This is a genomic window from Streptomyces marispadix (genome assembly GCF_022524345.1).
GTDB lineage: Bacteria > Actinomycetota > Actinomycetes > Streptomycetales > Streptomycetaceae > Streptomyces > Streptomyces marispadix.
Map to the genome: position 1 here is coordinate 304,011 of NZ_JAKWJU010000002.1, position 23,082 is coordinate 327,092.

18 protein-coding genes and 1 pseudogene are annotated in these 23,082 nt (G+C 72.1%); 9 read left to right on the forward strand and 10 right to left on the reverse strand.

All coding sequences use genetic code 11. The features are described 5' to 3' along the window. Positions 1 to 7 precede the first annotated feature (7 nt). The 4 genes from MMA15_RS01360 to MMA15_RS01375 are packed head-to-tail and all read right to left on the reverse strand — an operon-like array spanning position 8 to position 3,976. Positions 8 to 1,171, reverse strand: coding sequence for an acyl-CoA dehydrogenase family protein (locus MMA15_RS01360; RefSeq protein WP_241057100.1), 1,164 nt, complete (start codon positions 1,169 to 1,171; stop codon positions 8 to 10). Beyond that, positions 1,168 to 1,686: a MaoC family dehydratase gene (locus MMA15_RS01365; protein ID WP_241057101.1), complete on the reverse strand. Its 519-nt coding sequence runs from the start codon at positions 1,684 to 1,686 to the stop codon at positions 1,168 to 1,170. The genes MMA15_RS01360 and MMA15_RS01365 overlap by 4 nt, the downstream gene beginning before the upstream one ends. Then, the gene (locus MMA15_RS01370; RefSeq protein ID WP_241057102.1) at positions 1,683 to 2,966 is read right to left on the reverse strand and encodes a CaiB/BaiF CoA transferase family protein; all 1,284 of its coding nucleotides are present in this window, start codon (positions 2,964 to 2,966) and stop codon (positions 1,683 to 1,685) included. Before MMA15_RS01370 ends, MMA15_RS01365 begins: the two co-directional genes overlap by 4 nt. Next, positions 2,963 to 3,976 (reverse strand): HpcH/HpaI aldolase/citrate lyase family protein, encoded by a 1,014-nt coding sequence (locus MMA15_RS01375; protein WP_241057103.1) that lies wholly within the window; start codon positions 3,974 to 3,976, stop codon positions 2,963 to 2,965. The genes MMA15_RS01370 and MMA15_RS01375 overlap by 4 nt, the downstream gene beginning before the upstream one ends. A gap of 140 nt (positions 3,977 to 4,116) precedes the next feature. Between MMA15_RS01375 and MMA15_RS01380 the strand changes: the two genes are divergently transcribed. Then, positions 4,117 to 4,884: an IclR family transcriptional regulator gene (locus tag MMA15_RS01380; RefSeq protein ID WP_241057104.1), complete on the forward strand. Its 768-nt coding sequence runs from the start codon at positions 4,117 to 4,119 to the stop codon at positions 4,882 to 4,884. A gap of 97 nt (positions 4,885 to 4,981) precedes the next feature. Here the strand turns inward: MMA15_RS01380 and MMA15_RS01385 are convergent, their stop codons facing one another. Together MMA15_RS01385 and MMA15_RS01390 are read right to left on the reverse strand one after the other, a co-directional pair. Further along, positions 4,982 to 5,404 carry a YjbQ family protein gene (locus MMA15_RS01385; protein ID WP_241057105.1) on the reverse strand — a complete coding sequence of 141 codons (423 nt, stop codon included), beginning with the start codon at positions 5,402 to 5,404 and terminating at the stop codon, positions 4,982 to 4,984. 181 nt (positions 5,405 to 5,585) lie between these two features. After that, positions 5,586 to 6,602 (reverse strand): LacI family DNA-binding transcriptional regulator, encoded by a 1,017-nt coding sequence (locus MMA15_RS01390; RefSeq protein ID WP_241062916.1) that lies wholly within the window; start codon positions 6,600 to 6,602, stop codon positions 5,586 to 5,588. Positions 6,603 to 7,084: 482 nt separating this feature from the next. Between MMA15_RS01390 and rhaI the strand changes: the two genes are divergently transcribed. The 6 genes and pseudogenes from rhaI (at position 7,085) to MMA15_RS01420 (ending at position 15,124) form a co-directional block, all read left to right on the forward strand. Next, the gene (rhaI, locus tag MMA15_RS01395; RefSeq protein WP_241057106.1) at positions 7,085 to 8,257 is read left to right on the forward strand and encodes an L-rhamnose isomerase; all 1,173 of its coding nucleotides are present in this window, start codon (positions 7,085 to 7,087) and stop codon (positions 8,255 to 8,257) included. A 6-nt stretch (positions 8,258 to 8,263) separates the two neighbouring features. After that, positions 8,264 to 10,450 (forward strand): bifunctional rhamnulose-1-phosphate aldolase/short-chain dehydrogenase, encoded by a 2,187-nt coding sequence (gene rhaD / locus MMA15_RS01400; RefSeq protein ID WP_241057107.1) that lies wholly within the window; start codon positions 8,264 to 8,266, stop codon positions 10,448 to 10,450. Between the two features lie 273 nt (positions 10,451 to 10,723). After that, entirely contained in the window at positions 10,724 to 11,440 is a 717-nt protein-coding gene (locus tag MMA15_RS01405) for a (Fe-S)-binding protein (protein WP_241057108.1), read from the forward strand. Continuing rightward, entirely contained in the window at positions 11,437 to 12,945 is a 1,509-nt protein-coding gene (locus tag MMA15_RS01410; RefSeq protein WP_241057109.1) for a lactate utilization protein B, read from the forward strand. Before MMA15_RS01405 ends, MMA15_RS01410 begins: the two co-directional genes overlap by 4 nt. A 77-nt stretch (positions 12,946 to 13,022) precedes the next feature. Then, positions 13,023 to 13,667: a LutC/YkgG family protein gene (locus MMA15_RS01415; protein ID WP_241062917.1), complete on the forward strand. Its 645-nt coding sequence runs from the start codon at positions 13,023 to 13,025 to the stop codon at positions 13,665 to 13,667. A gap of 201 nt (positions 13,668 to 13,868) precedes the next feature. Beyond that, positions 13,869 to 15,124, forward strand: a pseudogene (locus tag MMA15_RS01420) (questin oxidase family protein). 184 nt (positions 15,125 to 15,308) lie between these two features. Here the strand turns inward: MMA15_RS01420 and MMA15_RS01425 are convergent. Beyond that, entirely contained in the window at positions 15,309 to 15,836 is a 528-nt protein-coding gene (locus MMA15_RS01425) for an O-acetyl-ADP-ribose deacetylase (RefSeq protein WP_241057111.1), read from the reverse strand. A gap of 152 nt (positions 15,837 to 15,988) precedes the next feature. On the opposite strand from MMA15_RS01425, the gene MMA15_RS01430 reads away from it, so the two are divergent. Continuing rightward, positions 15,989 to 17,284, forward strand: a complete 1,296-nt coding sequence (locus MMA15_RS01430; protein ID WP_241057112.1) for an exo-beta-N-acetylmuramidase NamZ family protein — start codon at positions 15,989 to 15,991, stop codon at positions 17,282 to 17,284. 155 nt (positions 17,285 to 17,439) lie between these two features. Here MMA15_RS01430 and MMA15_RS01435 read toward each other — a convergent pair whose 3' ends face one another. After that, positions 17,440 to 18,876 (reverse strand): GuaB1 family IMP dehydrogenase-related protein, encoded by a 1,437-nt coding sequence (locus MMA15_RS01435; protein ID WP_241057113.1) that lies wholly within the window; start codon positions 18,874 to 18,876, stop codon positions 17,440 to 17,442. A 291-nt stretch (positions 18,877 to 19,167) separates the two neighbouring features. Here MMA15_RS01435 and MMA15_RS01440 point away from each other — a divergent pair, with 291 nt between their 5' ends. After that, complete coding sequence (locus MMA15_RS01440; RefSeq protein WP_241057114.1) at positions 19,168 to 19,902, forward strand: GntR family transcriptional regulator; 735 nt, start codon at positions 19,168 to 19,170, stop codon at positions 19,900 to 19,902. Here the strand turns inward: MMA15_RS01440 and MMA15_RS01445 are convergent. Both MMA15_RS01445 and MMA15_RS01450 read right to left on the reverse strand, forming a co-directional pair. After that, positions 19,863 to 21,548 carry an L-lactate permease gene (locus tag MMA15_RS01445; RefSeq protein WP_241057115.1) on the reverse strand — a complete coding sequence of 562 codons (1,686 nt, stop codon included), beginning with the start codon at positions 21,546 to 21,548 and terminating at the stop codon, positions 19,863 to 19,865. The two genes, MMA15_RS01440 and MMA15_RS01445, sit on opposite strands and share 40 nt — an antisense overlap. A gap of 37 nt (positions 21,549 to 21,585) precedes the next feature. Beyond that, the gene (locus tag MMA15_RS01450) at positions 21,586 to 23,064 is read right to left on the reverse strand and encodes a (Fe-S)-binding protein (protein ID WP_241057116.1); all 1,479 of its coding nucleotides are present in this window, start codon (positions 23,062 to 23,064) and stop codon (positions 21,586 to 21,588) included. Positions 23,065 to 23,082: the final 18 nt, after the last annotated feature.

A 23,082-nucleotide genomic window follows, 5' to 3' on the forward strand; every position in this document is an offset into this window, starting at 1 on the left:
GGCCGGTTCAGAACGAGCGCGGCATCTTCAGTACGTGCTGGCCGATGTGGGCGAGGATGAGGTTCGTAGAGACGGGGGCGACCTGGTACAGCCGTGTCTCGCGGAATTTGCGTTCGATGTCGTACTCGGCGGTGAAGCCGTAGCCGCCGTGGGTCTGAAGGGCCGCGTTGGCCGCCTCCCAGGAGGCGTCGGCGGCGAGCAGCTTCGCCATGTTGGCCTCGGCGCCGCAGGGTTCGCCCGCGTCGAAGAGGTCGCAGGCTCGCCACCGCATGAGGTCGGCGGCCTCGACGTTCACATGTGCGCGTGCGATGGGGAACTGGACGCCCTGGTTCTGGCCGATGGGACGCCCGAAGACCACGCGTTCACTGGCGTACTCGGCGGCGCGCTCGACGAACCACCGCCCGTCGCCTATGCATTCGGAGGCGATGAGGATGCGTTCGGCGTTCATGCCGTCGAGGACGTAGCGGAATCCGCGGCCCTCCTCGCCGATGAGGCTGTCGGCGGGCACGTGGACGTGGTCGAAGAAGACCTCGTTCGTCTCGTGGTTGACCATGGTGCGTATCGGGCGCAGATCGACGCCTTCCGCTTCCCGCAGGTCGATCAGGAAGAGCGACATGCCGTCGGACTTCTTCGCCGCCTCGTCCCTCGGTGTCGTACGGGCCAGCAGCAGCATCAGATCGGAGTGCTGCACGCGGGAGATGAAGACCTTCTGGCCGTTGACGACATAGCCGTCGGCGGTGCGTTCCGCGGTGGTGCGGATGCTGGTGGTGTCGGTGCCCGCGGTGGGCTCGGTGACGCCGAACGCCTGGAGGCGCAGTTCGCCTGAGGCGATGGCGGGCAGATAGCGGCGCTTCTGCTCCTCGGTGCCGTGCCTGAGCACCGACCCCATGGTGTAGAGCTGGGCGTGCACGGGCCCGGCGTTGCCGCCGTTGGCGTTGATGCCCTCCAGGATGACGGAGGCGTCGCCGAGGCCGAGGCCCAGTCCGCCGAACTCCTCCGGTACGAGTGCGCCGAGGCAGCCCGTGCCGGTGAGGGCGTCGACGAACTCCTCGGGGTAGCGGCGGGCCGCGTCGACCTCCTGCCAGTAGGAGTCCGGGTAGTCGGCGCAGATGCGGTCGACCAACTGGCGCAGATCGCGGCGGAGTTCGCCTGCCGCGGCCGGTTCCGTCACTGCCCCTCCCCTCCGTGCCGCCCGCCGCTGCGGTCCTCGTGCCGCGGCCCGTGGCCGCGCTTGTAGACCAGCAGCGTCCTGGTGAACTCGATGACGGTCTCCCCGGTCTGCTTATGACCTGTGGTGTGCACGGTGACCACGCCCAGGCCCGGCCGCGAGGCGGACTCCCGTGCGGCTACGACGCTGGAGCGTGAGTGGATCGTGTCGCCCTCGAAGACCGGGCTGGGCAGGGTGATCCCGTCCCAGCCGAGGTTGGCGAAGACGTTCTGCGAGACGTCGGTGACGCTCTGGCCCGCTACGAGGGCCAGGGTCAGGGCGGAGTTGACGAGCGGCTTGCCGAACTCGGTGCGCCGCGCGTACTCGTGGTCGAAGTGGAGCGGCGCGGTGTTCTGGGTGAGCAGCGTGAACCAGATGTTGTCCGTCGTGGTCACGGTGCGGCCCAGCGGGTGCTCGAAGACGTCGCCGACCGCGAAGTCCTCGTAGAAGCGGCCCTGCCAGCCGGTGTGGGTCGTCATGACTCTCCCTCGGCGGTGTGCGGTTCGGCGAGTTCTGCGAGTACGGAGGCGGTGTGCGCGCCGAGGCCGGGCAGCGCGCCGCCCTCGGCGCTCCGGCCGCCGGGTGCGCCGGGCGGGCGGAGGGTGCGTACGGTGCCGCCGGGGGTCTCGGTGTCCATCCAGCGCCCGTCGCGGGCGAGTTCGGGGTGCGAGGGCAGATCCGCGAGCGCCGTCATCCGTCCCCAGGCGATCCCTGCGTCGTCGAGGCGCTCGGTGAGCGTCCCGGAGGGGTACGCGGCGAAAAGGGCGGCGAGTTCGGCGTCGAGGGCGGAACGGTGCGCGACGCGCTCGGAGTTGGAGCCGAAGCGGCGGTCCTGGGCGAGCGGCGCCGCGTCCAGCACTTCGGTGCACAGCCGCGCCCATTCACGCTGGTTCTGCACGGCGATCAGCAGCGAGGCGCCGTCGGCCGCGGTGAAGGCCCCGTACGGTGCGATCGCCGGGTGCGAGGTCCCCATCGGCACGGGTGCGTTGCCCGAGTGGAGCGTGTAGTAGAGCGGGTGCGCCATCCACTCGGTGAGCGCGTCGAAGAGCGAGACATGGACGGGCAGCGCCTCTCCGGTCGTGTCGCGGTGCCGTATGGAGGCGAGCACGCCGCTGAAGGCGTAGCTGCCCGCGGCTATGTCGGCGATGGAGATGCCGGTCTTGGCCGGCGCCGAGGGAGTGCCGGTCAGCGACATCAGACCCGTCTCGGCCTGTACGAGCGCGTCGTAGGCCTTCTTCGCGGCCAGCGGCCCGTCGGGCGCGTAGCCCGAGATGTGGCAGACGATCAGCGTGGGGTGGCGGCGGCGCAGTGCGGCGGCGTCGAGGCCCAGGCGTGCGAGGGCGCCGGGCGCGAGATTGGCCACGACGGCGTCGGCCCGCTCCAGCAGCCGATGCAGGTCGTCCACCGCCGCCGGGTCCTTGAGGTCGAGCTGCACGGACTCCTTGCCGCGGTTGAGCCAGAGGAACGCGCTGGAAGTGCCGTGCACCACGTGGTCGTAGCCGCGTGCGAAGTCGCCGCCGTCGGGCCGCTCGACCTTGATCACGCGGGCACCGAGGTCGGCGAGCTGACGGGTGGCGAAGGGGGCGGCGACGGCCTGTTCGACGGCGACGACGGTGACGTCGTCCAGCGGGAGCCGGGCGGGCGGCTGCTGCCCGTCGGGCCCGGCGGGGCGGGCGGCGCGGGCGTCCGTGCGGGGCCGGGAGTCCGGGGCGTTCCCGTTCGCCGCGCTGTGGCTGTTCATCGGGGGCAGGCTGCTCAACGGACCGCCTCCTCCGCGTGCCGCGTTTCCTCCAGGGCGTCCCGGTCCGCTTCGCGCACCAGCGCCTCCGCACGGATCACCACCGGGCGGTCGACGAACGTGCCGTCGCCGAGGCGCACCGCGCCTGTCCCCCGGTCCTTCGCGTCGTCGTAGGCGGCCAGCACCTCGCGGGCGCGGGCGAGTTCGCTCTCCGTGGGTGCGAACGCCCTTCGTACGGGGGCTATTTGGCGGGGATGGAGCACCGCACGCCCGGTGAAGCCGAGTTCGCGCGCCGCGAGCGTGGAGCGTACGAGGCCGTCCTCGTCGTCGAGCGCGGCGTGCGGGCCGTCGAGGGGACCCGGCAGCCCGGCGGCGCGTACGGCGAGCACCGACTGCGAGCGTGCGTGCAGCAGTTCGCGCCCCTCGGGGCTCGGGCGCACGCCGAGTTCCGCGGCGAGGTCGAGGGTGCCGAACAGCAGCGTCAGCACACGCGTACTTGCGGAGGCGATCGCCCCCGCGGCGAGCACACCGGCAGCGCTCTCCACCACGGGCAGCAACGACAGCCTGCCCACGGGGAGTCGGCCCTCCCCCGCGTCGCCCGCCGCGGTATCCGCCACGGCGGTCCCGGCCGTTTTTGCCCCGGCCGCTGCCCCGGCGGCCGTCTCGGCGGCCGTCAGCCTCTCCTCCAGCTCCCCGATCTGCTCCGCCGAGCGGGCCTTGGGCACGATCAGCCCGTCCAGCGGGGCCTTCCCCAGCAGGGACGAGACGGCTGCGAGGTCCGCATCGGCCTCGGCGGTGTCCAGCGCGTTGACACGGATGTAGAGGCCGGGCCGCCGGTGCGGCCGCACCGGATCGACGGGACCGAGCCCGGTGAGGACATCGGCGGTCAGAGCGCGTGCCGCTTCCTTGGCCGTCGCGTCGACGGCGTCCTCGAAGTCCACGGCGACGGCGTCGGCGCCGCTCGCCAGGGCCTTCCCGATCCGGTCCGGACGGTCCCCGGGGACGAACAGCAGCGTCCGTCCGACCTCCATGAGCGCTCCTTGTTCCGTGAGGTGGAACACGTACCATCTGGCGGTACGATCGCACTTACCCTGATGAGGGCGCTCACGTACTGTCAAGGGGCGTGCAGCCGACATCCGGAACGGAACCAGGCCGAGGGGGACGACCATCGATGCCCACCGCAGGCGGCGGGATGCGCGCGGTCATCACAACTCTGCGCGTTCTGGAGACAGTTGCTGAGCTGCAACCCGTCGGGGTCACGGCGATCGCGAGAGCGACCGCGATCCCCAAGTCCTCGGTGCACCGCTGTCTGCTCACACTCCGCGAAGCGGAATGGCTCACCACGTCCAGCACCGACGGAACGCGCTGGGTGCTGACCGGCCGCGCGCTCTCCGTGGGAATGCGCGCCTCCGTCGAGCTGGGGCTGCGTGAGGCCGCGCTGCCGACGATGCGCGAGCTTCGGGACGAGACCCACGAGACCATCCACCTCGTCGGCTACGGCACCGATCACGACCTGGTGGTGATCGACCGGATGGACAGCGACGAACCGGTGCGCACATGGGTGCGCCTGGGCGCGCGGGTGCCGCTGCACGCCAGTTGCAGCGGCAGGGCCGTACTCGCCCGCCTCACGGACCCGGAGGTGGAGCGGCTGCTCGACGGCGAACTGGAGCGCTTCTCGGAGACGACCCCCGCGAATCTGGAGGCCGTGCTGGAGGACCTGGCTCGGGTGCGCGAGAGGGGATACGCGACGAACGACTGCGCCTGGCGCCCCGGCGTCGGAGCGGTCGGCGCGGCACTCGTGGACCCGCGAGGACGGCCCGTGGGTGCGCTGGCGGTATCGGTACCGGTGCAGCGGTACGACGAGCAACGGGCCCTGCGACTGGGGCCGTTGGCGGCCGACGCGGCCCGGCGCATCAGCACGGCACTCCCGCCTGCCTGAGGCGCGGGACCGGCGGGCGGACGGCGAGGCAGCGGGCGGCGGGGTCCGGCGTCGTGCCGCGAGGCCGGGGCCGGAGCCCCGCGACAGCCCGGGAGACTCAGCCCAGGAAGCTCAGCCTGACACGGCGGTGCGGATTGTCGCCGTTGGTGTCGACGAGGCACACCGACTGCCAAGTGCCCAGCTCCAGCGAGCCGCCGATGACGGGCAGCGTGGCGTGCGGCGCCACGAACGCGGGCAGCACGTGGTCCCTGCCGTGGCCGGGGCTGCCGTGCCCGTGCCGCCAGCGGTCGTCGGCCGGAAGCAGATCGCGCAGGGCGGCGAGGAGGTCGTCGTCGCTGCCCGCGCCGGTCTCCAGCACGGCGATGCCGGCGGTCGCGTGCGGTACGAAGACGTTGAGCAGTCCGTCCCGGCCCCTTGCCGCTCCGGCGAGAAAGGACTCGCATTCACGCGTGATATCGCGGACCGTCTCGCCGGAGCCCGTGGAGATGTGCAGGACGTGGGTCTGAAGTGCGTCGGTCATGGCTCCATCCTCCATGCGCGTCGTCGTCGACGCGCGGGAGGCCCGACGCGCGGGAGGCCCGATGCGCGGGATGCGGTGCGCGGCACGCTGGATGAGCAAGTCCTCCGCGCGCCGGGCACGTTCACGGGCGCCGCGACGACGGGCGGCATGTGACAAGCGCGCCCGGCCCGTGCCGGTCGTCTCAGGCCCGTACGGGGATGCTGGAGCGGCGGACGACGAGTTCGGGCTGGAGCACGATGCGCTGGTGCTCGTGCCCCTCGGCGTCCTCCCCCGACTCCTCGATCAGCAGATCCGCCGCCGCACGGCCCATGCGGAACGCGGGCTGCCGTACCGACGTCAGCGGCACCGCGGCCGCCGCCGCGAACTCGATGTCGTCGTATCCCACGAGCGCCACCTCCCCCGGCACGGCTACGCCCGCCCCGTACAGCGTCTGAAGGACCCCGAGCGCCAGCAGATCGTTCGCGCAGAAGACCGCCGTGGGGCGCGGCGACATTCCCAGCAGGCGCGCCCCCGCGTCCCGTCCGGCGGCCACGTCCAGCCGCTCCACCTCCAGCAGGCGCAGAGCGCGCTCCTCGCTCAGCCCGGCCTCGCGCAGCGCCGATACGACGCCTGTGTGCCGGTCCTGGCACTGGTTGAGCTGCATGGGGCCGCTGACGTAGACGATGCTGTCGTGGCCCTGCTGGAGGAGGTGGCGGGCGGCGAGTTCACCGCCGAGTACGTCGTTCACGGAGACCGAGCAGCCCTCGGCGGTGGGCAGGACGCGGTCGACCGAGACATGAGGGATGCCGTGCCGCTGGAACGCGGCGAGATTGCCGCCGCTGGTGTCCGCCGGGGTGACGAGGACGCCGCGCACCCGCTGTTCGGCGAAGAGCGCGAGATAGTCGGCCTCCTCCGAAGGGCTCTGCGCGCTGTTGCAGAGCATCACCCCCAGGCCCGCGGCCCGCGCGGCGCGTTCCGCACCGCAGGCGACGTCCACGAAGAACGGATTCGCCATGTCCAGCACCAGCAGCGCGATGATCCGGCTCCGTCCGGCACGTAGCTGGCGTGCGGACTCGCTTCGTACATAGCCGAGCCGGCGTATCGCGGCGCGGACCTTGTCCCGGGTTTCCGAGGAGACCGCCTGGGGCCGGTTGATGACGTTGGAGACCGTGCCGACGGACACTCCGGCCGCCCGCGCCACGTCTTTGATGCCCACCATTCCTGCCACGAGCGCTCATGCTACGCAGCGGGCGCCGGGCAGGAACCGCAGAGGAAGAGGAGGAAGGGGGAAGGAAAGGGATGAAGAGGATGAAGGGACGCGGATGGGCGCGGCGGAAGGAGCAGACGGGCCGGGGCGGACCCCTCTTGCGCGCGAATTCCCCGTTCCTTTACGGGAGTCGGCGACCGCGGCGACCTCCCATGAGCCCCGCGCCGAACTCGGGCCGCGCGGCGCGGAGCCGGGCACGGTGCGGACGCGCCGTCGGCGCTGGCGCCCGGGGCGCCGTCCCGACTCCGCGCCGGTTACGGCCCTGTTGACGCCCGTGGAGCGCGGAAGTAGCTTTCCGGCAGCCTGAAACGTTTCACAGTGCCGTCAGCGGCGGGAATGCCGAACATCCACGGGCACCGGCTGTGTGGAACGCCGTACGACCGCTCAACTGCCGCCCCACCGCGGCACGTTGAAGCCCTGCCGGAGGGAGTCGCATGTCAGGCCCGTACCCGGCGGCCGTCACGGCCGCCCTCGCCGCGCAGCGGATCGAGACGCCCTCGTGGGCGTACGGCAACTCGGGCACCCGCTTCAAGGTCTTCGCGCAGCCGGGGGTGCCGCGTACCCCCGAGGAGAAGCTCGACGACGCGGCCCGTGTCCACGAGCACACCGGGGTCGCCCCCGACGTCGCCCTGCACATCCCCTGGGACAGGTGCGACGACTACGGTGCGCTCGCCTCCTACGCACGAGAGCGCGGCCTGCGCCTCGGCACGGTCAACTCCAACGTCTTCCAGGACGACGACTACAAGCTCGGCTCGGTCACTCATCCCGACGCCGCCGTGCGCCGCAAGGCCCTGGACCATCTGCTTGAGTGCGTCGACATCATGGACGCGACGGGTTCGCGCGATCTGAAGCTGTGGTTCGCCGACGGCACCAACTACCCCGGCCAGGACGACATACGGGCCCGGCAGGAGCGGCTGGCCGAGGCGCTGGCCACGGTCCGCGACCGGCTAGGCGAGGGGCAGCGGATGCTGCTGGAGTACAAGCTCTTCGAGCCGTCCTTCTACACCACCGACGTCCCCGACTGGGGCACGGCCTACGCCCACTGCCTCAAGCTGGGCCCGAAGGCACGTGTCGTCGTCGACACCGGACACCACGCGCCGGGCACCAACATCGAGTTCATCGTCGCGCTGCTGCTGCGGGAGGGAAAGCTCGGGGGCTTCGACTTCAACTCCCGCTTCTACGCGGACGACGATCTGATGGCGGGGGCCGCCGACCCCTTCCAGCTCTTCCGCATCATGTACGAAGTGGTGCGCGGCGGAGGGCTGGAGAGCGGCGCGGGGGTCTCGTTCATGCTGGACCAGTGCCACAACATCGAGCCGAAGATCCCCGCGGTCATCCGCTCGGTGATGAACGTCCAGGAGGCCACGGCGAAGGCGCTGCTCGTGGACACCGCGGCGCTGGAGGGCGCCCAGCGCTCCGGTGATGTACTGGGCGCCAACGCCGTACTGATGGACGCATACGACACCGACGTACGGCCGCTGCTCGCCGGGGTGCGGGAGGCCTGCGGCCTGGACCCGGACCCGGTCGGGGCATACCGCCGTTCGGGATGGGCGGAGAGGATCGTCGAGGAACGCAAGGGCGGACAACAGGCGGGCTGGGGAGCGTAGTTCGGCATGACGGCAGCACAACCCGGCGGGCAGGGGCAGGACCACGACCCCGAGCGGCAGGGGCAGCACCCGCGAGAGGGGCGACGGGAGCGGCGGGACTCGCCCGTCGGTGAACTTCTCGCCCGCTCCCACCGCCTCGGTGCCGACCCGCGCAACACCAACTACGCGGGAGGCAACACCTCCGCCAAGGGCCTGGCGCCCGACCCCGTCACCGGCGAGGACACCGAGCTGCTGTGGGTCAAGGGCTCCGGCGGCGATCTGGGCACCCTCACCGCCGGCGGTCTGGCGGTGCTGCGCCTCGACCGGCTGCGCGCGCTGAGGGACGTACACCCCGGTGCCGAGCACGAGAACGAGGACGAGGACGAGGACGAGGGCAAGGACGAGGGCAAGGACCAGGGCAAGGACCGGGACGAGGACGAAACGGCCGCCGCCCTCGACTACTGCCTGCACGGCAAGGGCGGGGCGGCGCCCTCCATCGACACGGCCATGCACGGCCTGCTCGACGCCGTGCACGTCGACCATCTCCACCCCGACTCGGGCATCGCCCTGGCCTGCGCCGCCGACGGGGAGAGGCTGACCCGGGAGTGCTTCGGCGACAGCGTGGCGTGGGTGCCCTGGCGCCGCCCGGGGTTCCGGCTCGGCCTGGACGTCGCGGCCGTGAAGCGGGACAACCCGCGAGCGATCGGCTGTGTGCTGGGCGGCCACGGCATCACCGCATGGGGCGATACGAGCGAGGAGTGCGAACGCAACTCGCTGCACATCATCGGCACCGCCGCCGCCTTCCTCACCGAGCACGGCAGGCCGGACCCGTTCGGCCCGGTGCAGCGCGGCTACGAGCCGCTTCCCCGCACGGAACGGCGTGAACGGGCCGCGGCGCTGGCCCCGTTGATCCGCGGACTCGCCTCGGCCGACAGGCCGCAGATCGGCCACTTCGACGACTCCCCGCTCGTGCTGGACTTCCTCTCCCGCACGGAGCACCCGCGCCTCGCCGCGCTGGGCACCTCCTGCCCCGACCACTTCCTGCGTACGAAGATCCGTCCGCTCGTACTCGACCTGCCCCCGACGGCGCCGCTCCCCGAAGTCGAGGCACGTCTGCGCAAGTTGCACGAGGAGTACCGAACCGCCTACCGCGCCTACTACGAGCGGCACGCGGGCCCCGGCTCGCCCCCGATGCGCGGCGCGGACCCGGCGATCGTGCTGGTGCCGGGCGTGGGGATGTTCTCGTACGGCAGGGACAAGGCGACCGCCCGGGTGGCCGGGGAGTTCTACGTCAACGCGATCAACGTGATGCACGGCGCCGAAGCGGTCTCGGCGTACGCGCCCATCCCGGAGTCGGAGAAGTTCCGCATCGAGTACTGGGAGCTGGAGGAGGCCAAGCTGCGCCGCATGCCGCCGCCGAGGCCGCTGGCGACGAGGGTGGCACTGGTGACCGGCGCAGCTTCCGGCATCGGCCGGGCGATCGCGCGCCGCCTGTGCTCTGAGGGCGCCTGCGTGGCCGTCGCCGACCGGGACGCGGCGGGCGCGCAGGAGGTCGCCGGTGAACTCGGCGGTCCCGACAGGGCGTTCGCCGTCGCCGTCGACGTGACGTCCGAGGAGCAGATCACGGCGGCCTTCCGGGAGGCGGTGCTGGCCTTCGGCGGCGTCGATCTCGTCGTCAACAACGCCGGTGTGTCCCTCTCCAAGCCGCTGGCGGAGACCACGGCGGAGGACTGGGACGCCCAGCACGGAATCATGGCCCGCGGCTCCTTCCTCGTCTCCCGCGAGGCGGCACGGGTGATGGCCGCCCAGGGCATGGGCGGCGACATCGTCTACATCGCCTCCAAGAACGGCGTCTTCGCCGGGCCCAACAACATCGCCTACGGCGCCGCCAAGGCCGACCAGGCGCATCAGGTGCGGCTGCTCGCCGCCGAACTCGGCGAGCTGGGCATCCGCGTCAACGGCGTCAACCCCGACGGCGTGGTGCGCGGTTCGGGGATCTTCGCGGGCGACTGGGGCGCACGGCGTGCCGCCGTGCACGGGGTGCCGCAGGACAGGCTCGGCGAGTTCTACGCCCAGCGCACGCTGCTGAAGCGGGAGGTGCTGCCGGAGCATGTGGCGGGCGCCGTGTTCGCGCTGACCGGGGGCGATCTCAGCCGTACCACCGGGGTGCACATTCCCGTCGACGCCGGGGTCCCGGCGGCTTTCCTGCGCTGAGGGGGCGACTGCGCGCTCCCCGGCGGCAGTTCACCGGCCGCTGCGGCGCTTCACCGCCCCTCCTGCTGCGGAAGTCCACCGCGCCCTGCCCCGGTCTCGGATGCACATGGCGTGCTCGGCGGCGACCTGGGGGTGGCCGGAAGACTCCTTTATGACACCCTTCCGCTGCGGACGTACGAACCGTCCGGCTCGCCCGGCGGTCCGAGGACTCGTACCGGGCGGCGGGGTATGTCACTCGGTGGCCGCCCGTGAAGAAGGGACTAGGAGGAGACCGTGCGGGTCGCACTCTTCATCACCTGCATCAACGACGCGCTCTACCCCCGCACGGGCCGGGCCGTCGTGACACTCCTGGAACGGCTGGGCGTCGAGGTCGGCTTCCCCGCCGCCCAGAGCTGCTGCGGGCAGCCGCAGTTCAACACCGGCTACCACAGCGAGGCCGCACCTCTGGCCCGCCGCTACGCGGACGCCTTCCACGGCTACGACCACGTCGTCGTCCCCTCCGGTTCGTGCGCCGCGATGGTGCGGGACAACTATCCGCGCATCGACGAGGAGGCCACGAGGGAGGCCGTGGCGGGCACATACGAACTCACCGAGTTCCTCGTCGACGTGCTCGGCGTGACCGATGTGGGCGCGTACTACCCGCACACCGTCACCTACCACCCGACGTGCCACGGGCTGCGCATGCTCGGCCTCGGCGACCGTCCGCGCCGCCTGCTTCAGGCCGTGAAGGGGCTGCGGCTGGTCGAGTTGGAGGGAGCGGAGGAATGCTGCGGCTTCGGCGGCACCTTCGCCGTGAAGAACCCCGACGTCTCCGCCGCCATGGGCGCGGACAAGGCCCGCCACATCGAGGAGACGGACGCCGAGACCGTCTGCACCGTCGACAACTCCTGCCTCATGCACATCGGCGGCACCCTGTCGCGCCGCGGCTCCGCGACGCGGCCCGTACACATCGCCGAGATCCTGGCCGGCACCGAGGAGGCGCCACTGTGAGCGGTACGTATCTGGGCATGCCCTCGTTTCCGAAGGCCGCGGCCGCATCGACGCGCGACATGCGTCTGCGCGGCAATCTGCGGCACGCGACCGGCACCATCCGCGCCAAACGCGCCCAGGCCGTAAGCGAGTTGGGCGACTGGGACGGGCTGCGGTCGGCGGGCGCCGCGCTCAAGGACCGCACGCTGCGCCATCTCGACCGCTATCTGGTGCAGTTGGAGTCCGCGGTGACCGCGGCGGGCGGCCAGGTGCACTGGGCGCGGGACGCGGAGGAGGCCAACCGGATCGTCACGGACCTCGTAAGGGAGACGGGCGAGACGGACGTCGTCAAGGTCAAGTCCATGGCCACGCAGGAGATCGGGCTCAACGACGCGCTCGCGAAGGCCGGTATCTCCGCCTACGAGACCGACCTCGCCGAGCTGATCGTGCAGCTCGGCGACGACCTGCCGTCGCACATCCTCGTCCCCGCCATCCACCGCAACCGCGACCAGATCCGCGACATCTTCCGCGAGCGGATGGGCGATTGGGGGCGCGCGGCGCCCAGGGGGCTCAGCGACGACCCGTCGGAACTCGCGGAGGCCGCGCGGCTGCATCTGCGGGAGAAGTTCCTCGACGCCAAGGTCGGCATCTCCGGAGCGAACTTCATGGTGGCCGAGACCGGCACGCTCGTGGTCGTCGAGTCCGAGGGCAACGGGCGGATGTGCCTGACGCTTCCGGAGACCCTGATCTCGGTGGTCGGCATCGAGAAGACGGTGCCTACCTGGCAGGACCTGGAGGTCTTCCTCCAGACCCTGCCGCGCTCCTCCACGGCGGAGCGCATGAACCCCTACACCTCCACCTGGACGGGCACCACCGACGAGGACGGGCCGTCGGTCTTCCATCTCGTGCTGCTCGACAACGGGCGTACCGACGCGCTGGCCGACACGGTGGGGCGGCAGGCGCTGCGCTGCATCCGCTGCTCCGCGTGCCTGAACGTCTGCCCCGTCTACGAACGCGCCGGCGGGCACGCCTACGGCTCGGCCTATCCCGGCCCGATCGGTGCGATCCTCACCCCTCAACTACGGGGTGTGCAGAGCGAGTTGGACGCGTCGCTGCCGTATGCGTCGTCCCTGTGCGGAGCGTGCTACGAGGTGTGCCCCGTCGCCATCGACATCCCGGAGGTGCTGGTGCACCTGCGGGAACGCGTCTCCGAGGGCGGCACCGTCAGCGTCCGCGGGCGTAAGACCACCATCGAACCCGCGAAGGGTCACGCCGCCGAACGCGCCGTGATGAGGGCCGCCCGCTGGGCGTTCGACCATCCGCGCGCCCTGCGCACCGGCCAGCGGCTGGCCTCCCGTGCGCGGCGGCTGACCCCACGGCGGCTTCCGCTGCCCGGTCCCGGCAGGGCCTGGTCCGACAGCCGCGATCTGCCACGGCCGGCGCCGGAGTCCTTCCGCGACTGGTGGCGCCGCACGCGGGGCGAGGAGGCGCCCGCCGAGGGCCGCCTGGAAGGAGGCGACGGGTGAACGACCCGGTACGGAGGCAGGAGTCGGGCCGCGACGACGGCATGAACGACGGCCTGGCCAACGGCATCCACGACGGCCTGGACGCCCGTGAGGTCGTGCTGGCACGCATCCGGCACGCCCTCGCCGACGTGCCGCCCTCGGAGACCCCCGAGGACGCGGCCGTGCCCAGGGACTACTGGACCGCCCACGCCGAACGCACCGACGCACAGCGCCTCGACCTGCTCGCGGAGCACCTCGCCGACTACCGCGCCGTCGTCCACCGCTGCACGCCCGGACGGCTGCCCGCCACGATCGCGGAGTCGCTGGCCGCACGCGGCGCCCGCAGCGTCGTGGCACCGCCGGGCGTCCCGTCCGGCTGGCTGCCGCCGGAGGTCGAACGCGTCGCCGACGACCCGTCGATGACGCCGCGCGAACTCGACGCCCTCGACAGCGTCGTGACGGGCTGTGCCGTCGCGGTCGCGGAGACCGGCACGATCGTGCTGGACGGCGGCCAGGACCAGGGCAGGCGCCGGATCTCGCTCGTACCGGACCACCACATCTGCGTAGTGCGCGCCCCGGAACAGATCGTCGACTCCGTGCCGCAGGCACTGGCGAGGCTCGACCCGGCCCGCCCGCAGACATGGATCTCCGGGCCTTCGGCCACCAGCGACATCGAACTCGACCGTGTGGAAGGGGTGCACGGTCCCCGAACCCTCGAGGTGGTCATCACCTGCGCGGAGTGAGCAGCGTGGGGCGAGGGATGTGCGCCGGTCCCCGGACCACTGCGAACGGCCCCGTGCGACGGGTCCCGTACGAAGGGTCCCGTACGAAGGGTCCCGTACGAACGGCCGAGGACGGCGGGACCCGGCACGGCGGTCCCAGGGCGAAAGGCCCAGGTCTCACGCCCGTTACGCATCGCGCCGACCGTGCCTAGCGTCGGAGCCATGGACACCCATGCGACCGGCGGCGGAACCCTCGACGAGGCACTGGAGCGCCTGCACCACAGCGGCCCGGAACGCGACGGCTGGCTCAGCAACCACGCACCGATGGCAGTGGAGGCACTCGTACGGCACGGCCACGCCCCGCACGTACACCGATGGCTCGACGGCTACCGGGACAAGCTGGAGGAGATGCCCGCCCCCTCGTCGCCCGTGACCGACGACGACTGGCGGGAGGCACTGGGCGATCCGCGCCGACTGGCCGACTGGATCGGCCACTTCACCAGGGCGCTCGACACCCGGCCCTGGCGCGAGGTGCTGGCCGAGTGGTGGCCACGGCTGCTTCCGGGGATCAGCGCCGCGGCGACGCACGGTGTGATCCGCGTGGGCCACGCCGTACGCACGCTGCTGGACGACGAGCAGCGCGCGGCGGCAGAACCGGTCGGACGTCCGTCCGGCGGCGGCAGATCCGCTGGGCCTTCGTCCCCTGGCCCTGGGCCTGGCCCTGCGCCGGCTTCGCCGAGGGTCGCGGAGCTGGCCCATGCGCTCGGCTACTGGGCCGCACGCCACTCGGTGCTGCCCCGCCTCCGCACCCTGCCGGCGGAGGACTCCTACGACGCGGGCCTCGCGGCCGTGCCCCGCATCGGCGACCAGAGCGGCGGCATCCGCGAGCGGCTGGCCCGCATCACCGCGCTCCCGGCCCGTACGGAGTTGCGTACGGGTACGGGGACGCGTACTGGGACGCGTACGGGGCCGGAAGACGCGGAGGACGCGTCACCCCAACCGGCGGAGGCACAAAGGGCGTTGACGGAGCTGGTGCGTGCTGCCACCCGCCGTTACGCCACGCACGCACATGGCTCGCCCGTGATGCTCGTCCATTCCGCGACCGCGCCGAACGCCGTACTGCGTACGCTGCCCGCGCTGCCGGAGAGGCTGTGGCTGCCGAGTCTCGACGCGGCATGGTCCGCGGCCACGGCGGTCACGGCCGCCTACACCCCGGCGGCGGCCGCTCCCCGCCGGCGGCGGCCCCCTCCCGGCTCACTGCCGAGGAGATCTTCGAGCGGGCCGCGGCACACGGCGACGAACACGTCATCAAGCTCGCGGACACGGCCCTGGACGTGGCGGCCAGGGATCGCTCCGAGGATGCGGCCGGGGACGTTGCGGCATCGCATGAGGCACACGCACGCGGTCGCGATGACGGCGCCGTGCCCGCCTTCGCCGCCGCCCTGCGCGCCGTCGAACTGATCGACCCGTCCGGCTGAGCGGACCAGGCGACGCGGACCGGGCACCTCGGGTCGGGCACCTCGGGTCGGGCAGCGCGGATCGGGCACCTCGGATCGGGCCGCGCGGGCCGGGCGACATCGCCGCACGACGGCCGGGTTCGCAGTAGGCCGAGGTAACGCAGTCGTCCGGGTCCGCAGTCGTCCGGATGCACGGCGGCCGGGGTCACAACTGCGCTGCGAACACCCCGTACGCCCGCTCGTCGAAGAGCACGAACCGCACCTCGTCGAAGCCGCCGTCCGCCGTCTCCTCGCGCACGACGCCGACGGCGGTACGCGCCCCGTCCTCCAGCGGCCAGCCGTACACACCGGTCGAGACCGCCGGAAACGCGACTGTGCGGGCGCCCAACTCACGGGCGACGCGCAGCGATTCGCGATAGCAGGAGGCCAGCAGCTCCGAGCGGTCCTCGCTCTTCGACCAGACGGGCCCGACGGTGTGGATCACCCAGCGGGCCGCCAGCCGCCCCGCGGTCGTGGCCACGGCCTGACCGGTGGGAAGGCCGTCCGGATAACGGGAGGAGCGCAGCTCGCGGCATTCGGCGAGGATGCCGGGCCCGCCCGCGCGATGGATCGCGCCGTCCACTCCCCCGCCGCCCAGCAGCGAGGAGTTGGCGGCGTTGACCACCGCGTCGACGTCCTGTTCGGTGATGTCGCCCCGCACGATCGTGATGCCGGCGCTCGTCGGATTCGGCATACGGGTCATCCTCGCACCGGGCGGCTGCCATTGTGCGTACCTGTGGCGCCCTGCGCGCACCCTGGCAGCCACCATGGCCGTGGGATAGCTTGCGTCACCAGCCGTGCCCAGCCGTGCCCTCGATCCGCCCGTCTCCGGAAGGACGCCAGCCGATGTCCAGCGCCCCCTCCCGTCGTTCGATCTTCCTCGGCGGCACGGCTGCCGCCCTCGGCGCGCCCCTGCTCACCGCCAGCAGCGCCTCCGCCGCCGCTCCGGGCCGCGCGTCCGCCGCCCGCAGCCGGGTCACGACGGGTGCCGAGGCAGCCGCCGCCACGGGCTGGGAGCTGCTGCGCGGCCGCAAGGTCGGCGTGGTCAGCAACCCCACGGGCGTGCTGCGCGACACCAGCCACGTCGTGGACTCCATGGCCGCGCACAAGGAGCTGAACATCGTCGGGGTCTTCGGCCCCGAGCACGGCTTCCGCGGCAGCGCCCAAGCAGGCGAGTCCGAGCCGGAGTTCGAGGACCCGCGCACCGGTCTGACGGTCTACGACGCCTACGGCGCGGACGCGGCGAAGATGGCGACGCTGTTCCGCAAGGCGGGCGCGGACACCGTCGTCTTCGACATCCAGGACGTGGGGGTGCGCTTCTACACCTACATCTGGACGATGTACCAGGCGATGGTCGCCGCCCGCGACATCGGTGCCGCCTTCATCGTGCTGGACCGGCCCAACCCCATCGGGCGGCGGGCCGACGGTCCGATGATGACGAAGGACTTCACCTCGGGCGTCGGGCTGAAGCCGATCATCCAGCAGCACGGCCTGACGGTCGGCGAGCTCGCCCGCTACTTCAACGGCGAGCTGCTGCCCGGCGAGGGCAAGGGCGGCAAGGTGGACCTCGACGTCGTACGCGTACGCGGCTGGGACCCCTCGGCGCCCGCGCAGGAGACGGGACTGCCGTGGGTGCCGCCGTCGCCGAACATGCCGTTCCCGGACACCGCGACCGTCTACGCGGGCACCGGCTACTTCGAGGGCACCAACCTCTCCGAGGGCCGCGGCACCACACGCCCCTTCGAGCTGATCGGCGCCCCCTACCTGGACTACCGCTACAGCGACCGGCTCAACTCCCGTGATCTGCCCGGCGTCCGCTTCCGCGAGGGCTACTTCGTGCCCACCTTCAGCAAGCACGAGGGCAAGACCTGCGCGGGCGTCCAGCTCCACGTCACCGACCCGCGCCGCTACCGGCCCATCGCGACGGCCGTCGCGATGCTGGCCGAGGCGGCACGCTACGACGACTTCGCCTGGCGCAAGGACGACGACCCGCGCCCGTACTGGATCGACAAGCTCTCCGGTTCGACGCGGCTGCGGAAGATGCTCGACGCGGGCGACGACGTCGGCGACATCACCGCCGCCTGGGAGGACGAGGTCCGCGCCTTCGACCGCACGCGCAGGCAGCACTTCCTCTACCGCTGAACCGCCGGCGCCGCCGGGCGCTTACGCGGTCTGCCGCGTCCGGCTGCCCGGACACGGGCCCCGGGGTCCGCCGGGGCCCGGCGTCGCCGGGCCGGGTCCGCGGTCGTCGCACGGGACCGCGGTCGTCCGCCGGCGGCCGAGGTCTTCCGCCGCGCTCACCAACTCACGTGCAGCGGCTCGCCCTCCGCATAGCCGGCGGCGCTCTGCACACCCACCACGGCCTTCTCCGCGAACTCCTCCAAGGTCGCCGCCCCGGCGTAGGTGCACGAGGAGCGCAGGCCCGCGATGATCGCGTCGATCACGTCCTCGACGCCGGGCCGCGCCGGGTCGACGAACATCCGCGCGGTGGAGATGCCTTCCTCGAACAGGGCCTTGCGGGCGCGGGCGTAGGCGGACTCCTCGCTGGTGCGGTTGCGTACGGCGCGGGCGGAGGCCATGCCGTAGGACTCCTTGTAGGCCCGCCCCTCCGCGGTCTGCTGAAGGTCGCCTGGCGACTCGTACGTACCGGCGAACCAGGAGCCGATCATGACGTTGGACGCGCCCGCCGCCAGCGCCATCGCGACGTCGCGGGGGTGCCGCACTCCGCCGTCCGCCCATACGTGCTTGCCGAACTTCCTTGCCTCCGCGGCGCATTCGAGCACGGCGGAGAACTGGGGGCGCCCGACGCCGGTCATCATCCGCGTCGTGCACATCGCGCCCGGCCCGACGCCGACCTTGACGATGTCCGCCCCTGCCTCGATGAGATCGCGTACGCCCTCGGCGGCTACGACGTTGCCCGCGACGACCGGCACCTGTGGCGAGAGGGCCCGCACGGCGCGCAGTGCCTCGGCCATGCGCTCCTGGTGGCCGTGCGCGGTGTCCACGACGAGGGTGTCGACGCCCGCCTCCAGCAGGGCGCGGGCCTTGCCCGCCACGTCGCCGTTGATGCCGACGGCGGCGGCGACGCGCAGCCGTCCCGCCGCGTCCGTCGCCGGTGTGTAGAGGGTGGCGCGCAGCGCGCCCTTGCGGGTCAGGATGCCCACGAGGCGGCCGTCGGCGTCGACGGCGGGCGCGAGCTTGCGGTGCGCGCTGTCGAGCTGGTCGAAGGCCTCGCTGGGGTCGACGTCGGCCTTGAGCACCAGCAGGTCCCGGGACATGACCTCCGAGAGCTGGGTGAAGCGGTCGACGCCGGTCAGGTCGGACTCCGTGACGACGCCCACGGGCCGCCCCTCCTGGACCACGATTCCCGCGCCGTGCGCACGCTTGGGCAGCAGCGACAGCGCGTCGGCGGCCGTCTGGTGCGGCGCGAGCGTGATCGGGGTGTCCAGCACCAGATGGCGGCGCTTGACCCACGCGGTGACCTCGGTGACCACGTCGATCGGGATGTCCTGCGGGATGACGACGAGGCCGCCGCGGCGGGCGACCGTCTCCGCCATGCGCCGCCCGGCGACGGCGGTCATGTTGGCTACGACGAGCGGGATCGTGGTGCCGCTGCCGTCGGGGGACGCCAGGTCCACTCCCTGACGTGAACCGACCGCGGAGCGGCCGGGCACCATGAACACGTCGTCGTAGGTCAGGTCGTACGGGGGCTGCTGGTCGTTCAGAAATCGCATACCGGCTCTCTCACCTGCGTCGTTCGCTCCATGTGGGCCCCTCCCAGCGGTAGCCGGGGGCGGGCGGGGAGTGAGTGCCGGAGGCGCAGCGTCCGGGCTGTGGCTCCTCCTCCATCATCGCCGACCGTGCGCGGGAGCGGCGAACCGGGCCCCGGGCCGCGGCGGCACGGGCCCCATGCGGGAGGCCCGGTCGCCCCCGCCGCGGGTCTTCACACCGCGGTTGCCAGTCCGCGGGGGCCGCATCTAGTGTCCGCTCGGACTCATGCATCCATCCATGCCGGGGGGCAACAGGTGGGTAAGGCTCTCCCTACGTCCCAGCGCGCGTACCGGTACGCCAAGGAACGGATACTGGACGGCATCCTCGCCGGGGGCGATCTGATCAGCGAGGGCACGGTGGCCGAAGCGCTCGGCATCAGCCGTACGCCCGTGCGCGAGGCGTTCCTGCTGCTGGAGGCGGAGGGCCTGCTGCGGCTCTACCCCAAGCGTGGCGCGGTGGTCGTACCGGTGTCCGCGAAGGAGGTGGAGTCCGTGCTGGAGACCAGGGAGCTGGTCGAGTCCTTCGCGGCGGAGAAGGTCTCCTCCCTGGAGCCGGGGACGCTGGACCGTCTGGTCGGGGAGCTGCGTGAACAGCTCGACGAGCAGCGCAAGTTGCGCGAGGCGGGCGACGGCAAGGGGTTCGTCGCCGCCGACCAGGTCTTCCACCAGCTCATCGTGGAGGCGGCGGACAACCCGATACTGCTCGACCTGTACGCGGGGCTGCGCGACCGCCAGCAGCGCATGGGCCTGTACGCGGTCTTCAACGACGGCGACCGGCTGCGGGCCACCAACCACGAGCACGTCGAACTCGTCTCGCTGCTGGAGAAGGGCGATCTGGCCGCCTACCGCGCCGCGCTGCGCGAGCACCTGCGGGGCACTCGCGCAGCGGTCCTCGGACACGGGGACGCGAGAGTCGGCGGCGCCCGCGCGGGTCGCGCGGGGGACGCCGTTCAGGACAGCAGCATCCAGCCCAGCACGGACGTGGACTGAAGGAAGACCAGGACGCACATCAGCAGCAGCAGCGCCAGGCTCCAGCCCACGACCTTCCTCAGCAGTTCGGCCTCCCGTCCGCCCAGGCCCGTCGCGGCGGCGGCGATGGCGAGGTTCTGCGGGGAGAGCATCTTGCCGAGGACTCCGCCGGAGCTGTTGGCGGCGGCGAGGAGTTCCGGGGCGTAGCCGGAGTTCTTCGCGGCCGTCACCTGGAGGATGCCGAAGAGGGCGTTCGAGGAGGTGTCGGAGCCGGTGACCGCGACACCGAGCCAGCCGAGCACGGGCGAGAGGAACGCCAGCGCGGCTCCGGCGCCCGCGATGAAGTGGCCGATGGTGGAGGTCTGTCCGGACAGGTTCATCACATACGCCAGGGCGAGCACGGCCGCGACGGTGAGGATCGCCCACCGTAGCTGCCGCAGCGTCTTGCCGTACGAGCGTGCCGCGACGCCCGGCGGCACGGCCAGCAGCAGCGCGGTGAGGACGCCGCTGAGCAGCAGCATCGTGCCCGTCGCGGGCAGCCAGTTGAAGTTGAAGACGGTGGAGGCCGCGGGCTTGCCGGTGACCGGGTCGGCGACGTGCAGTCCGGGCCAGTCGAAGAGCACCGCGCCCTTCTCCAGTACGGCCTTGACCGCCGGAATCTGGCTCACGGCGAAGACGGCGATGATCACGGCGTAGGGAAGGTAGGCGTTCACGGCGGCGCGGCGGCCGTCGCGGACCTCGGTGGCGGTGCCGGTGCCCGACCCGTCGCCCGAGGCGCCCGTGCCGCCCGGCGCTCCGCCCGCCTCCCTGCCGGACGCGTCGGCCGCATCGGAGGCGTCCTCCGCGGTCACCGACGGGATCGTCGTCATACGCATCACGAGCACCAGCACGCCGACCGACACGAGCGCGGCGACCACGTCCGTCAGCTCGACCGAGAGGTAGTTGGAGGTGACGAACTGGGCCACGGCGAAGGAGAGTCCGCATGCCAGTGCGGGCCACCAGGTCTGCCGCACACCGCGTTTGCCGTCCACGAGGAAGACCAGCAGCACGGGCACGACCGCGGCCAGCAGCGGCGTCTGGCGTCCGACGGTGGAGGAGACGTCCTCAAGCGGCAGGCCCGTCAGTTCGGCGAGCGTGATCACGGGCGTGCCCATGGCGCCGAACGCCACGGGGGCGGTGTTGGCCACCAGCGCCACCGTCGCCGCCTTGAACGGCTTGAAGCCGAGCGCGATGAGCATCACCGAGCTGATGGCGACGGGCGCACCGAATCCGGCCAGCGCCTCCAGCAGCGCCCCGAAGCAGAAGGCGACGATGACGGCCTGGAGCCGCTGGTCGTCGGAGAGCCTGCCGAAGGAGCGGCGCAGCACTTCGAAGTGCCCCGTATCGACGGTCATCTGGTAGACCCACAGGGCGTTCACCACGATCCACATGATCGGGAACAGCCCGAACAGGGCGCCCAGCACGGCCGAGTTGAGGCTCTGCCCCACGGGCATGCCGTATGCGGCCACCGCGACGACGATCGACGCGGCGAGCGCGGACAGCGCGGAGATCCACGCCTGGACGCGCAGCACGCCCAGCAGCACGAAGAAGACGACCAGCGGAAGAGCGGCTACGAGCGACGACCACCCGAGCGAACCGCCCAGCGGGTCGAGTACGGGTTGGAACACGGTGCCTCCGGTGACGAGTTGGGACTCGGGGGACGACTCACCAGGGCCTGACGCCGCGTATGGAGGCGTCGACGACCTGGACGGGGTGCAGCACGGGGAGCTGCTTGTCGAGATGGCGCGAAATCTGAAGCAGACAGCCGGGGTTGGCGGTCACCACGGCGTCCGGGGCTGTGGAGCGTACGTTGCCGGCCTTGCGTCGGCCCAGCTCCTCGGCGGGCTCGGGCTGGATCAGGTTGTAGACGCCCGCGGAGCCGCAGCACATGTCGGCCTCGGGGATGTCGACGACGTCCAGTTCCGGGATGGCGCGCAGCACGGCACGGGGCTGTTCGCGCACTCCCTGGGCGTGCGCCAGATGGCACGCCTCATGGTGGGCGAGGCGAGCGGGTACCGGGTGCCGGGGCGCCGACGGGGGCAGTTCGGCGAGGAGTTCGGAGATGTCGCGCACCTTGGCGGCGAACGCCTCGGCGCGCTCGCGGTAGCGGGGGTCGTCGGCGAGCAGCCGTCCGTACTCTTTCAGCGCGGAGCCGCAGCCCGCCACATTGACGACGATCGTGTCGACGTCGAGCGGTTCGAAGACGTCGATGAGTCGCCGTGCCCGTCCCGCGGCCTCCTCCTCGCGTCCCGCGTGCTCGCTCAGGGCGCCGCAACAGCCCTGCTCCGCGGGGGCGATGACGTCGCAGCCCTCGGCCGTGAGCACACGCACGGTCGCCTCGTTGACCTGAGCGAAGAAGACCTGCTGTACGCAGCCTGTGACCATGCCGACGGTCCGGCGGGCGGCAGCGGCCGGTGCCACCGGTGCGCCCTCTGCCGGTTCGCCCATTGACGGTTCGGCCATTGGCGGTTCGCCCGCGGGTGCGCTCGTCGCCGGGGAGTCCGGCTCTGGTCGCGTGTCCGAGGACGGGTCCGGTGGCGTCTCCGTACCGGCCAGGCCAAGTGCCTTGCTGCGCACGGGAGTTCTGCGCAGCGCGGCCCGCAGCGGCACGTCCGGCATCAGCGCCTCCAGCGCGCGCAGCCGCGCGGGAAGCCGCCGCAGCAGGCCCGTACGGCTCAACACCCGGCGAATGCCCAGCCGTTGGTACACGGCGCCGAGCACGGCCGCCCACCTGAGCCGCCGCGGATAGGGGAAGAGGCGGAAGATCAGCTCGCGGAAGGCACGATCGCCGCGTGAGCGGGCCCAGTTGCGTTCGATCTGGGGCCGTACGGACTCGATGAGCTGGTCGTAGCGCACACCCGAAGGGCAGGCCGTCACACAGGCCATGCAGCCCAGGCAGTTGTCGAAGTGGCTGACGGCGGCGGCGTCCAGCGGCGCCTCGCCCTCGCTGATGAGTTTCATCTGGTAGATGCGTCCGCGCGGCGAGTTCATCTCCTCGCCGGTCAGCTCGTACGTGGGGCAGGCGGGCAGGCAGAAGCCGCAGTGCACGCAGTCGGAGATGAGTTCCGGGGACGGCGGGTGGTGGGAGTCGAAGGCACCGGCCTGGGCCGGGGACTCGCTGCTTCCACCGTGCTGCGTGGTCATTCGGTGCTCCTACGGAAC